At 48.7% G+C, this 12,897-nt stretch carries 13 protein-coding genes; 11 read left to right on the top strand and 2 right to left on the bottom strand.

Translation table 11 applies throughout. The features are described 5' to 3' along the window. Positions 1-7: 7 nt before the first annotated feature. A complete protein-coding gene (locus GE107_RS25480) occupies positions 8-589 on the bottom strand; it encodes a hypothetical protein (protein ID WP_219644500.1) in 582 nt (193 codons plus the stop codon). Then, positions 558-1,121, bottom strand: a complete 564-nt coding sequence (locus tag GE107_RS25485) for a methyltransferase domain-containing protein (RefSeq protein WP_219644502.1) — start codon at positions 1,119-1,121, stop codon at positions 558-560. Before GE107_RS25485 ends, GE107_RS25480 begins: the two co-directional genes overlap by 32 nt. A 1,520-nt stretch (positions 1,122-2,641) precedes the next feature. Between GE107_RS25485 and GE107_RS25490 the strand changes: the two genes are divergently transcribed. From GE107_RS25490 to GE107_RS25540, 11 genes are all read left to right on the top strand, one after another. Beyond that, positions 2,642-2,896, top strand: coding sequence for a hypothetical protein (locus tag GE107_RS25490; protein WP_219644504.1), 255 nt, complete (start codon positions 2,642-2,644; stop codon positions 2,894-2,896). A 107-nt stretch (positions 2,897-3,003) separates the two neighbouring features. Continuing rightward, positions 3,004-4,170 carry an Alp7A family actin-like protein gene (locus tag GE107_RS25495; RefSeq protein ID WP_219644524.1) on the top strand — a complete coding sequence of 389 codons (1,167 nt, stop codon included), beginning with the start codon at positions 3,004-3,006 and terminating at the stop codon, positions 4,168-4,170. 13 nt (positions 4,171-4,183) lie between these two features. After that, positions 4,184-4,612: a hypothetical protein gene (locus GE107_RS25500; protein ID WP_219644506.1), complete on the top strand. Its 429-nt coding sequence runs from the start codon at positions 4,184-4,186 to the stop codon at positions 4,610-4,612. A 48-nt stretch (positions 4,613-4,660) separates the two neighbouring features. Next, a complete protein-coding gene (locus GE107_RS25505) occupies positions 4,661-5,047 on the top strand; it encodes a hypothetical protein (RefSeq protein ID WP_219644508.1) in 387 nt (128 codons plus the stop codon). A gap of 14 nt (positions 5,048-5,061) precedes the next feature. Further along, positions 5,062-5,259 (top strand): hypothetical protein, encoded by a 198-nt coding sequence (locus tag GE107_RS25510; protein ID WP_219644510.1) that lies wholly within the window; start codon positions 5,062-5,064, stop codon positions 5,257-5,259. 22 nt (positions 5,260-5,281) lie between these two features. After that, a complete protein-coding gene (locus GE107_RS25515; protein WP_219644512.1) occupies positions 5,282-5,593 on the top strand; it encodes a hypothetical protein in 312 nt (103 codons plus the stop codon). A gap of 274 nt (positions 5,594-5,867) precedes the next feature. After that, positions 5,868-8,276: a TraM recognition domain-containing protein gene (locus GE107_RS25520; RefSeq protein ID WP_219644514.1), complete on the top strand. Its 2,409-nt coding sequence runs from the start codon at positions 5,868-5,870 to the stop codon at positions 8,274-8,276. A gap of 17 nt (positions 8,277-8,293) precedes the next feature. Then, the gene (locus tag GE107_RS25525) at positions 8,294-8,698 is read left to right on the top strand and encodes a hypothetical protein (RefSeq protein WP_219644516.1); all 405 of its coding nucleotides are present in this window, start codon (positions 8,294-8,296) and stop codon (positions 8,696-8,698) included. Between the two features lie 122 nt (positions 8,699-8,820). Further along, positions 8,821-9,129, top strand: a complete 309-nt coding sequence (locus GE107_RS25530) for a hypothetical protein (RefSeq protein ID WP_219644518.1) — start codon at positions 8,821-8,823, stop codon at positions 9,127-9,129. Positions 9,130-9,190: 61 nt separating this feature from the next. Then, entirely contained in the window at positions 9,191-9,844 is a 654-nt protein-coding gene (locus GE107_RS25535; protein WP_219644520.1) for a hypothetical protein, read from the top strand. 120 nt (positions 9,845-9,964) lie between these two features. Then, on the top strand, positions 9,965-12,897 hold a 2,933-nt coding region (locus GE107_RS25540), incomplete at its 3' end, for a beta strand repeat-containing protein (protein WP_219644522.1).

Genomic DNA, 12,897 nt, shown 5'->3' on the forward strand with positions numbered 1-12,897 from the left:
ACTCCTTTCAGAATTTGTAGATCCCGCCCAGGTATTGAGCGGAGAACGCTTCTTTTTGTGCAATGTCAGCTTCGTTGTAATTTTTCGTCACGCATTCAAAGGCCATATAATTGCCGGTCTTGGGATCTTGGATCGCAGCATCCGGAACGGCCTTGAAGTGGCCGGATGGATGCTGCTCGGTCATCTCGCGTTTGAACGTCTCGAAATTGTCCTGGGTCTTTGCTTCGTAGTAGAGCTGCATTTCGGTTTTCCAGGTATCTTGTATTTCCGGATTTAACTTCAAATAGGCTGCGGTCAACTTCAGGTCATGCTTCAGGTGTTGGGATGATGATATGTACCGGTGTTCGAGATTCAATTCCTTTTTGCAATAATCGATACCCTTCTTTTCCAGGCGTATTAGATCCTGCTGGATGGTGATGAAGCCACTCTTTTCAAACTTGGCCAGCCGTTCCCCATGCAGCTGATAGTGTTTTTCAAGCTGTGCCTTTGTGAGTACGCCGGTCCGCCATAGATTTTTCAGAGCCCGTTGCTCGGTGGATTTAACGGCCTTAATAACGTCACTCTTTTTCCCGCGTCTGCCCCTCGCCATAAGCCATCCCCTCCCTTCGTTTCGCAATGAAACTGTCTTTGTTCCGGTGCATGATCTCCCACAGCGCAGGATCTAAAAGCGTGATTATTTCATCGGGCGTAGTCGCTTTTCCGAATGACAATGCTGGACGGAATGCGCTGGTTTTTTTCTGATTTAATGTGCAAATAAAATACGCATTTGGTGCAGATAAACGGGTTATTTCATTAACTAATAGACGCTTATTTTCGATAAACATGAATAGAAACGTAGCAATAATAATGTCAAATTTCTGCTCCAAAAACTCTATTTTATTCTCTAAATTGTGTTCAATAAATGTTATGTAATCAGGCATTTTAGGGAATGAATATCGGTCAATACAAGAAACATTTTTGAACCCAATTCGGTACATAAAATTAGAATGTCTCCACTTGCCAGAACCTAAGTCCAGGACGCGGTTTTCCAATGACAATGAAGCAGCATAGCGCTTCAAAAAGAACAGCAGATAGGGCGATATGATCCGGTCGAGTTTAGCCGGTGCAACGCGCAGATCCATGAGCTGCCGGACCTCCTTTCTTTCATTGTTTCAATGTGGAGCATCGGGAATGAGCGAAGCGACCGATGCGGAATTTTGAAACAATCGCATGATGGAATCAATGCGCGGCTATTCATCTTTAAGAGATTCGATTGGAGTATCGGGATAGAGCGAAGCGACCGATACGGAAATTGAATCTTTGCCTTTGACCTATTGGTTCAATGGTGGAGCATCGGGGATGAGCGGAGCGAACCGATGCGGAGCATTGAACCAATCGCATGATGAAATCATGCGCGGCCTTTCCTTGGCTGGCGTAGCTGGCCAAGGCCGACAGCCCCCAAGAGTTTGGGGGCGGCCCTTCGCATAGCGAAGGGGTCGGAAGGGGTTGAGGGGAGCCCGAGCACCGTACGCAGGCATAGGAACGCGCTCTGCGCGCGCCGAAGGCGGTTTTGGCCCGGAGGGACAAAACTTCCGAAGCCGGCCGCGTGCTATCTTCCGCGATACAGGTTAAACGAGCGGTAGCGAGGTTTAACCGTATCGCAGGAAGGTAGCCGCGGGCGTAGGTGATTCGGGCTCCATGATTTTTGCTGTACGCAGCTTGGGCGAAGCCCTTGCGTAGTATGGCAAAAATCATTTTCGGGAGCGTAGCGACACGTATACGCCCCGGCGTAGCCATGCGTACAATGAAGTATGGTCGATATGAAATATCGTACCATGCTTCATTGATTGGCGCAACGCGCCAAATCGCATGGCGCAGCCGGGGCGTAAGTGTTTCGGTCCCTCTTAGGATCGGGCCGATTGGCCAGATCCTTCCACGCGGCAGCGTGGACAAAGAGGGGCCGAAACATGCCTTTGACTTTCGGGGTTTTCCCCTGCGTGAGCCGAAGGCGAACTCAATGCGGAGCATTGACATTTTTCAGGGGGAAACCCCATTCACGCGACAGCGTGAACAGCTTTTGAGCAATAGGAAATACAATGCAAAATACATTGTGTTTCCTATTGTATGAGTAGGGGGGCAATAGCTCCAAAACGAAGGGGAGGTTTAGGGGAGCAGCGTTCCAGCTGCGACAAATGAATCTTGGTTCGGATCGGCGGCGACAGCTGCCGCAAGGGTGGTATTTCGCATTCGTGCTATTTTTTCTCCTGGGCGTGTGGAGCCGAAGGCGAACTCAATGCGGAGCATTGACAAATTATAGCTCAGGGGAAAAGCACTTCACGCGAGAGCGTGAACAGTTCTACTACTAAGAGCTGGCCAGCTGCCCGTTCACGGTTGAGGAAAAGGATCATAGGGATCGGGAAGGAACGGTGGAGATTGATCCAGCCGGTGGCCGCGCAGCTGGCCGTCGCCCGACTACATTAACAGGCGGCGGGGAGATCCGGGACACAGAGCAGCGGTGACTGCGATCAAGGGATAATCTTTCTTCACAGCTTCGGGGAGCATCTATATGAAGAAAAGGAAAGGTGGAAGCCGATGCCGTTAGATGGTAATATATATTGTAAATCGCATTGCAAAATACACTGTTAAAAGGATGGTAAATAACATGGGAAGAAAACCGAAACAAGAAATGTATGAAAATGCAATAATGCAATTATTGAACAATGGAAGTGCAGGGAAAAAGACAATATCAATTACATTGCCAGAAGCATTGATAGGCGATTTAGATTTCATTGCCGGTGAGCTTGCCGATGGCAATAGAAGTTTAGTGTGCGAAAAGGGGCTTCAGGAGTTTGCGGCAGCGTGCAAATCCTACATAGAGAGAAGGAAAGCGGAGGGGCAGAGCGCTTCAGAAAAATAATGTCTACAAATTGTCTACAAACCCATTGACAGTTGTAGACAAAACGTCTACAATGTAAATATAGGAAATACATTACGCCCGTTAAGGAGTGGATCAGGTTGAATCAAGTGGTAAGAAAAAGCTCGGTGGATATTGGTAACTCTCGGATCAAGGCGGTTTTCGGTGACGGTCCGGACGTGCTGGACATGCCTAACGTAGTCGCTGCTCACAGCGAGGACCGCGAGATTATCCAGGGCGAAGCCCCGAAGGATGCGCTTCACGTCAAAATCGTTTCCGGTGCGTTGAATAACGGCAAGGGTGGAGCCGCTACATATGTGGTTGGTAATCTGGCCGCAGCTCAACACCAAAATGACGAGCTGACATACGAGGATGCAAAATCCGTTCACGATCAGCCGGTGGTCATGCTGCTTTCTTCTTTAGCATTCGACGCGGCGAACAACGCTTCCTTGTTTAAGGATGTCGATGGGGTTATCGAAGCCAACTATTTCTTGTCTACTGGCTTGCCGTTAGGCGAAGCAAAGAAGAAGGGAACGCGGAAAGCGTTCAAAGAGAAATTGAAGGGCAACTCTCACGAAGTAACTTTCCTGACAACGCCAGGTTACGAGAACAAGAAGGTACGAATCAAATTCTACGATGTGCTTGTTAATACGGAAGGCCATGCGGCAATGATCGAGCTTACGACAAAGAACGACGGATCGCCGCGCAATGAGGACTTAATCAATAAGATGGTTCTGATTCACGACATTGGCGGTCTTTCGACAGATGATGCCATTATCAAACCGGACGGAACAGTGGACAATATCAATTCGGACGGCGAGAAAGAGGGGCTTTCGAGTTATTTAGACGAAATTATCCGGCGTGTCGATGATGAATTCGGCGTAAGGAAATATTTTAAGAGCCGGGGCGAACTCATTGAAAACCTGACGCATAAAGATCCGGAAGAAAAAATGCACGTCTGGATCAACTCGAACCGGCATTCGTTTAAGAACATTGTCGATGGCGTTCTTGGACGAGCTGCCAAAGCCCAATACGATCTTTTGAAAGAGATGTGGGCCAGGGTGCCTAGAATTCAGGTGGCGTACCTGATTGGCGGCGGCGCATCGATCCTGAAGGAGTACATTATCAAGCTCAACGAGAACGACCGGAAGTATATCATTAAGTTTGAGGAAAAGCCGGAAGATTCGATTTGGATGATTGTTCGGGCCTACCACAAGCTGCTTAACTTCTACCTTTCGGAAAACGGTATTCAGTTGACAGCAGCGACCAAAGAATAGGTGTGATTCTCGGATGGAAGAATTATTCGACATATCAAAGCCGGTATCGTTTAGGCTTCCCCAGGATACGGCGCAGCCGGTTCAGGACTTTCTAAACGATCTGAAGCAACAAGAGGGGCGCAAGTACAGCAGCGCTTGCGCTTCCCTCTTTGTTTCAGCAATAAATGACAAGCTGTCGTCTACCGGTGGCGGCGAAAGAGTGGTTCTTCATCTTCCCGGCTCGATCACTCCGGAGCAAAGAGAATGGCTCAATGATCCAATGACAAAGCAAATGTTGGGTCAATGGATCTATCAAATGCTTACGCAGCCAGGACAACCAGCTTTCGGAATAATGCCAGGGAATGTAGCGGCAGAACCCGATAATACCGGTTCAGCAGGATTTCAAATTAAGAATAGCGTGACAAGTAGTTTAGCGAGGAATTTGTTGGAAGATGACGAATAAGAAGAATAGGGGGCTTTAAGCCCCCCGAATAAGGAGGAATAAGGAACTATGTTTAAGGCGAAACTTGCGTTCTATGGGTTTCTGGCATTGCTTTTCTTCGGAGTCGGCCTTCCGGCGCTGAAGAACATTGGTGATGGTTTTCAGAAGGATATGTCCGGGATGATGGACCCGAACAAGATGATGAACATGCAGATCGATCCGAACGCTTCAAATATGGAGACATTCGTAAGAATGACACCGAACGGCTCCAAAGCGATTGTCGAAGAAGCGAACGGGTTTGGCTCCTTTATTGAAGGCGTGTTTACCTTCATTTTGGTGGCTGCGGTAGCTGTTGGCGTTCTTGTTTACTTGAACTATCGGGCGAAGGCCAAACATGAAGCTAAGTATCGTGACCGTTACGGCAGTTCTTATAACCGTTACGGCAGCAGATGGTAGGGGAGGGGATCGGATTGGAAGTCCTGGTATTCTTCGCAGTAGTGTCTCTCGTCGTATGGCTCGGTATCTCGGCCTTCGCTGGAATCAATAATTGGACGATGGAGCGCAAATTCATTCGGCACTATGATGGAAAGTACGGTAAAGGCAGCTACAAACGGGAAAGTCGGCTGGCAAAAGCTGAGCAGCGCAAACAACAACAATATTCTCTGTGAAAACAGAAAGGGGCAAATGAAGATGAAATTCGACAATCTGTTGTATAGCGGTAAGACGTATCGGAATGTGATCCTGGCAGCGGTGATCCTCGTTGTGTTGGCCAGCGGTTCGATTCAAAATGTTTCTTCGGAAAATCCTGTATCGCTGTGGGCGTTCGCTTGCTTCTCCTATGCAGTTATCACCTTGACGGCAAGTTTGCTGAATCTGCTTTATACCAGCATTACAGACCATTTCGCCAGGAAAGAAGCGATTGCCAAGTGGGAGCGCCGGATGAAGCGTAAGGAAGAAAATCGGATCTATGTATCCCTGCAAGATGAACCGATCCGGCACTAATTTTTTTTACAATCGACGTAACACGATTAAGCCTGAAAAGAAGTTACGAAAGGAAGGGGAAGGGAAATGATTCTAAAATGGTTCTTCTCGCAGATCGTGCAGCTGTTGGTCGTGGCTGTTGTCGGAATCATCATGATTAACTACACTATCGGAATGGACAACTTTGTTAGCATGATTCATCAAGCGAAGGATAGTTTCCAGATGATCCGGGATATGCAAAACCAGCTCGGAAACTTCGATATTAACAGTATGATGAACTACTAGGGGGATCTGCATGGAAAGTCTCTTAATGGGTATCTTGGGACCGGCTTTCACAATGCTTGTACTGGCAGCTGTCGCCTTTGCATTCATTTGGTGGATCGCGGGACCGCAATTAGCCTTTGCCTTCGCCGGAAAGTGCATTCGCGGTGTAACGTGGGTGCTGAAGATCGTTTTCATGACATTATCTTTCGTGTTCCGGCGATTCTTCTTCATGTCGAAGGAATATGTCAAAGACGACAAAAACCAAAACGCCGTATGGAATGCCACAGGCGCAGCCGTTGGGATCGCGACGATTTTATACTTGATCGGATCGTTCCGGACGATCTACGAAGTCTACACATGGCAAGATGACGGCTGGTTGATTCTCGGATTCATTGGGCTAGCGTCCATTCGGGGATCATTCATTATCAGCAATGCGCCGTTTATGAAGGCAACAAAATTCACGAAAGAATGGGCAAGTGTCCTGGCTGAAGGATTATGCGGCCTTGCCTTCGCAAGTGCAATCGTAAACCTGGAACTTTATTTCTTTCATGAACAGTTCCCGAAAATATCTCTTATAGCTGCACTCATAATTTACCTGGCATTCCTCTCCTACATAGCCGTCAAGCTAACGGAAGGAGCCGGTGGAACATCGGTGCTGGATCAATTTGAGGATGCACAGAATAGAGCCGGTGAAGGTGGATCTATCATTAGGCAGCGCGAGAAAGCCGATATGCACGTTGCTAATACTAAGCCGAACTTAACGAAACCGAAGTCGGAACCGATGATTATTCCGGAAGTGTCACGCTACCAGCATATGCAAGTCATCGGTCCAACCGGTACCGGTAAGTCGATCCTACTGAACAACATGGCGACACAGGATATTCTTGATCCGGGAACCGGCCTTGTCGTTCTGGAACCGACGAAAGACGTGGTATGGGGCTTGCGTGCAATATGCCGGAAGGTTGGCCGTAAGTTTTTCTTCATCGATCCGACCGATCCGAAATCAGACATTATCAATCCGTTGGACGGCACCGATATTGACAAAATCTGCGTTATGAACGCTAGAGCCTTTTCCGGATACCTGGGAAACAACGCGAACCAATTTTATAAGGAAGAACAAGAAAATGCCCTTATGATGGCGATTAAGGTTGCGAAAGCTGTAAAGGGCGATGAAGCAACATATGAAGATTTACGAGAGATTGTTAGGCCGATCAACAAGGCGCTACGGCAGCAGTATTTGAAGCAGATCGCAGATCCGGACATTCGCAACGATCTGGCCGAATTTGCGGAAATGTTTGAAGATCCGAAGATGGCACCTGAAGCAAGACGAAATTACCAGGGCTTGAATACCTACCTGAAGAAGTTGACCGGCAACAAGCACATGCGCCGGATGCTTTGCTCCAAAAGCACACTCAAATTGAAGGACGTATTCGATAACGGTCATGTTCTTTTGATTACAACCGACTATCCGGAATTGCTGGATCTCGGTTTCGTGCTTGGCCGCTTAATGATAAACATGCTTCAGACCGAAACCTTCAATCGAGCCGGTATTCCTGATTCGATCCGGGACACGCTGCCGCCGATGGCCGTCTACGTGGACGAGGTACAGAACTATGTAAGCGAACCGTTTGCTGAAATCTTTGAAATGGCACGGAAAGCCAAGATGATGATGCACATTTTCCATCAGGGGCTTGCGCAGCTCCGGAAGATCAGCGAACGTCTGGAAGAAAGTATCTTCGACAATGCGCGGCAGAAGGTTATTTTCGGTGGTACGAACATAAAAGACTGTGAAATGTTCTCGGAGAAGATTGGCCAGTTTTGGGAGAACATTACGACCAATAGTCAGGCCGTATTCAATCCCTTGCAGATAAACACCATGAAACGGGAAGAGCTTCGCATGAGAATGCGTCCGGATCAAATTCATAAGCTCCCAGGCTTCAACACAAAAACCTTTGATCCAGCCGAAGTGCTTTGCTTGTTCGTAATCAATAACGTCATTGAGGACGAACAGATCGGCTTGATCGGGCCGCTGCCGAAGCACATTTTCCGCGATTCCGAAGAAATGACCAAGGCCATTATCGACAATCAAGCCGCAGCTGCATCCATTGCCGAAGTCGCCGCCGCAAACGATTCCCCTAGTGACGAAAACGAAAATGTCAATTATACTTACACTGATAACGACGATGAAGTTGACAAGGACGGCGAAAACGAAGGGGAAGTCATTGAGGATGCACAAGAGGAATCGACGCAGCAGCAGGGAGGAAAACGACGCAGAAGAAAGCGCGGTGCTTCAAAGACTCCGGATAATGGGGCAGCTGTTGAAGATGAAAATACCCTTGCCCTCAATGACATGCACGAGCAGCAGAATAACCATGCCGACCAGGACAAAGGACTGTCGGATGACGAAATGCTGCTACTGATGCACGACGACGATAAGTAAGGGTGGGGTATTCCGGTATGGTCCAAGGGTTTATAAAGCAAGCCGAAGCAAAAAGTGCTGATGAACTAATTCATGAGCTGAAAACGAACCAAAATTACACTGTGGAGCAGCAGGGCGTAATGATCGTCAAGCTCATGGAAAAGAAGAATTTACTTCGGCACATGGATGTTGCTGAAATCCTTGGATTAAGCCGGTCGTATGTATCTATTCGGATCGCGAAGGCTCTGAAGCAGTACCCGGAGCTTCCGCGCCCTAAGCGCAAAATGGGTCGGCCACGAAACCGGACTATTGAATTGGACGAGTTTATTCCGGGTCAGAAAATACCGATCCGGCTGGTTGTCAAAGATGGCAGCAGAACAAGCGATGAGCAAGTGAAGAAATACTTGGAGCTGGCCGTCAAGAATTGGCCGAAACAGCCCTAATCTCTTTAATGGAGGGGTTAGGGCCTTCTCTAAACCTCGCCGTAACTACTTTATTCATCAAAAGTAATTTTATATATAAAGATAAATTTGAAAATATGATATAATAGGAAGGAGGAACTATCTTGCTCAAAAGAATCAATGGATTTTTACGCAACATACAAACGGAAAGGGAGGGGATCGAAGTGCTGAATAACTGCCCGGAATGTAAAACCGGTGTCATGGAACCGCTTGGCTACATCGAAGTAAAGACCGGACCGGTATCTATCCATTTCGGCAGCGAAGCGCCGCCAAATGAACCGGCAATAGCCATTCTGATGTGCAGCAAAGAGATTTGCGGCTGCGTACACTTCGAGGGATCACCTGGTACTCTCCGATTTGTGAACGAGTTAAGGAGGTCGATGAAAGCCGTCAAAATGTCAGCAACTGGCTAGTAGGAATTTGTCGTTTGTTGTAGTATTAGAGAACTAACATCATTTAGGAGGATCAGACCATATGAAGAAAAAACTTGCAATCGTAACTTTATTGGTTTCCTTATTCTTGACGGCCAGCACTTCGGCATTTGCAGCCGATAATGAAGATTGGTTTAAGGCAATCATCGATAACAAAAAACTGTTCGATCAGTACATCGAAAAGGGACACTACCAAAACGGGGAAATGCGGATCTTCCTTACCGGCACTTCCAATGAAGTAAGGCCGGACGTTCCTGGGCCGTCTTGTGACGGCTGCTCCGTAACCTATCCCTATATCTATCGCGGCGCAGACGGCGAGTATAAAACGGGCCTTCTCGATGGGTACGTTCTTCGTGGAAACTTCTACATTGGCAGGGACGCTCTTGCGGATTTCCCGTTGTTCAAGAGCGTTACATACAAACCGGCTAAGAAGGATACAGAACAGACAGAAATCGATGTGGCCGTTACGGATGATGTTTACGCAATGCTAGGATCTGTTGGTCATGATTATATGCAGGTCAATGGCCAAAGCCAGCTCCGCGACGAATTCACTTCAACAGTTATGGCAAATGGTCATTTCCCTTTAAGATGGGGATTGTCTGAAGCAGGAATTCAGGTTGCATATTCCAAGTCCGAACAAACAATCTATGTTGGAAATGTTCCCTCTAAAGTGGCAGCTGAAGAACAAGCGAAATAATACAGGGACAACTAACCGAACCGGTAAGGAGCCCAAGTTATTCATGTACTTGGGCTTTTTTATATCAAAGCTGTAACAAATAAAGTGACGAAAATGTGTCACGAGAAAAGGGAGATATTCATGCGGAGAACAGTTAGTGTCATTCTATCATTTCTAGTAGTGCTTCAAATGTTCGCGTTCTTGCCGGTGCAGAAAGCTTTCGCTGCTGTAACCGATCCAAATTTATCAATAACGACGACAAATGACCAAGCAGGGCAAAGGGCAGATTATACCGTTTCCTTTACGGTAACGGATGCGGTTTACAACAAGATGGTGACTTGGGATGCTGGGACACCGAGATTCCTGGTGTACTTCTATAAGAACAATCAAAATTCAACAAGAGAGTACATTACGTTAGGCGTTCCTTTTTCCGGAGGAATCACAGCGTCCGGCTTAACTTTAACCGGCGCTCCGAGCATGGGTGATTCAGCGTATATGTCGGATGTACAACAGCATTTTTCTAACATTCCGAATCCGGGTGACGTTATTACCGTTACAGTAAAAGACGTTATCAACCCGGTTGATGCCGGAACGTATCAGATTCGAGCATTATTCTATGGAGCTGACTGCTGCACCTCAACATCGGCTCTTGTGGGAGACAAGTATCAGACCATCACGGGATCAGCTGCACCTATCAATTATGCAACGATCACGCCGGACAATCCGGAGGCAGGAGCTACAACTGATTACACGTTTGATTTAACGCTTCTCCGGGATGCACAGGCTCCTTCCGTCACAACGCATGTTCCGGAAATATGGCTTTATTGGGGAAGCAGCGATTCTTCCTCGCCGGCTGCCTTTTGGGATTTCACCGGTTCTACGGTAGAGCTAACTGGGGCAAACTTTGTATCTCAGAATTTAGGAACGACATCGTTTAACCAACGAGCTATGCAATTCAAGATTGACCGGCAGTTGTACAAAAATGACCATTTAGTTCTAAAAGTCAAAAACGTGAAAAACCCAACCACTCCAAGTGGTTCGCCAGATCCGCGATATGGTGTTCGCGTGAATGTTAGCTATGACGGGACTGAATTCGGCATCGGGGGTATGGAAACGATCGACAAAGGCGTTGATTCCTTTCAAATATCCCCGCCGCTGGATTACATCGAAGTAACACCGGCGACGGCTACGGTAAATATCGGAGAAACCCAGCAGTACACAGCTACGGCCCACTATACTGACGGTTCAACTTCGGATATATCCAACGTAGCAACGTGGACGCTTGCAGATCCGACGAAAGCGACAATCAACACTTCCGGCCTGGCAACAGGTTCCGCAGCTGGAACGACAGGCGTAACGGCTACCTGGGGAGGAAAATCCGGTAATGCGAGTCTTACAGTGAATGCCGGACCTACTTTGCAAAGTATTACGGTTTCACCGGCTACCGCAACAATAAATATCGGTCAATATCAAGCCTATTCAGCAACGGCGAACTTTTCAGACGGTTCAACGCAAGACGTAACAACACTTGCCACTTGGGGGCTTGCGGATGCTGCGATAGCGTCCCAGGACGTAACACAAACTTATTTGTTTCGGGGGCAAGCAGCCGGGACAACCGGCATTTCGGCCACATGGAACGGCATGACCGGGAACGCCAGCTTGACGGTTAATCCTCCCGTTACACTTACGAGCATAACGGTTACTCCGGCGACAGCAACCGTCCAAGTCGGGGGAACACAACAGTACACCGCAACAGCAAATTATTCAAACGGTACAACGCAGAATGTTACCAACATGGCAACCTGGGCGCTCGGAGATCCGACGAAAGCGACAATCAATGCAACAGGATTGGCGACAGGAACGGCCATCGGTACGACCGGTGTAACGGCTACCTGGGGCGGCATGACCGGGAACGCCAGCTTGACGGTCACAGCTGCACCGGTGACGCTTCAAAGTATTACAGTAACCCCGGCAACGGCGACCGTAGCAGTAGGGGGGACGCAACAATACACCGCGACAGCGAACTTCTCTGACGGATCGACACAAGACGTAACGAACACCGCAGCATGGATGCTTCAATTTCCTGCTATGGCCAGCATTAACAATTCAGGACTTGCAACAGGAAATGCAGTTGGTACTACGGGCGTAGCGGCAACCTGGAACGGCATGACTGGATTCGCAAGCCTGACGGTGACGGCTGCGCCGGTGACGCTTCAAAGCATTACGGTAACGCCAGCAACGGCAACGGTTCAAGTAGGCGATACGCAGCAGTACACCGCGACAGCGAACTTCTCTGACGGTTCGACGCAGGACGTAACGAATACCGCAACCTGGGCGCTCGGAGATCCGACGAAGGCAACAATCAACGCATCGGGCTTGGCTACCGGTTCCGCAGCTGGAACGACCGGCGTAACGGCCACATGGAACGGCATGACCGGCAATGCAAGCCTGACGGTATCGGCAGCACCGGTACCAGTGACACTTCAAAGCATTACGGTAACGCCAGCAACGGCCACGATTCAAATAGGGAACACGCAGCAGTATAATGCGACAGCGAATTTCTCCGATGGATCGACGCAAGACGTGACGAATGCAGCAGCTTGGGCGCTCGGAGATCCGACGAAGGCAACAATCAACGCTTCAGGCTTGGCTACCGGCTCCGCAGCCGGAACGACCGGCGTAACGGCCACATGGAACGGCATGACCGGGAACGCCAGCTTGACCGTAACAGCTGCACCAGTTACACCGCCAACAGGCGGCGGTTCGAGTGATCCTACGCTGCAAAGCATTACGGTAACGCCAGCAACAGCAACAGTTCAAGTAGGCGATACGCAGCAGTACACCGCGACAGCAAATTACTCGGATGGATCAAAGAAAGACGTAACCAATTCCGCAGCCTGGGCGCTCGGAGATCCTACGAAGGCAACAATCAACGCTTCAGGCTTGACTACCGGCTCCGCAGCCGGAACGACCGGCGTAACGGCCACATGGAACGGCATGACCGGGAACGCCAGCTTGACCGTAAAAGCCCTACCGGTGAAGATAACGAAATTGGAAGTAACGCCGAAAGAACC

This window comes from Cohnella sp. CFH 77786 (assembly GCF_019400745.1).
Lineage (GTDB): Bacteria > Bacillota > Bacilli > Paenibacillales > Paenibacillaceae > Cohnella.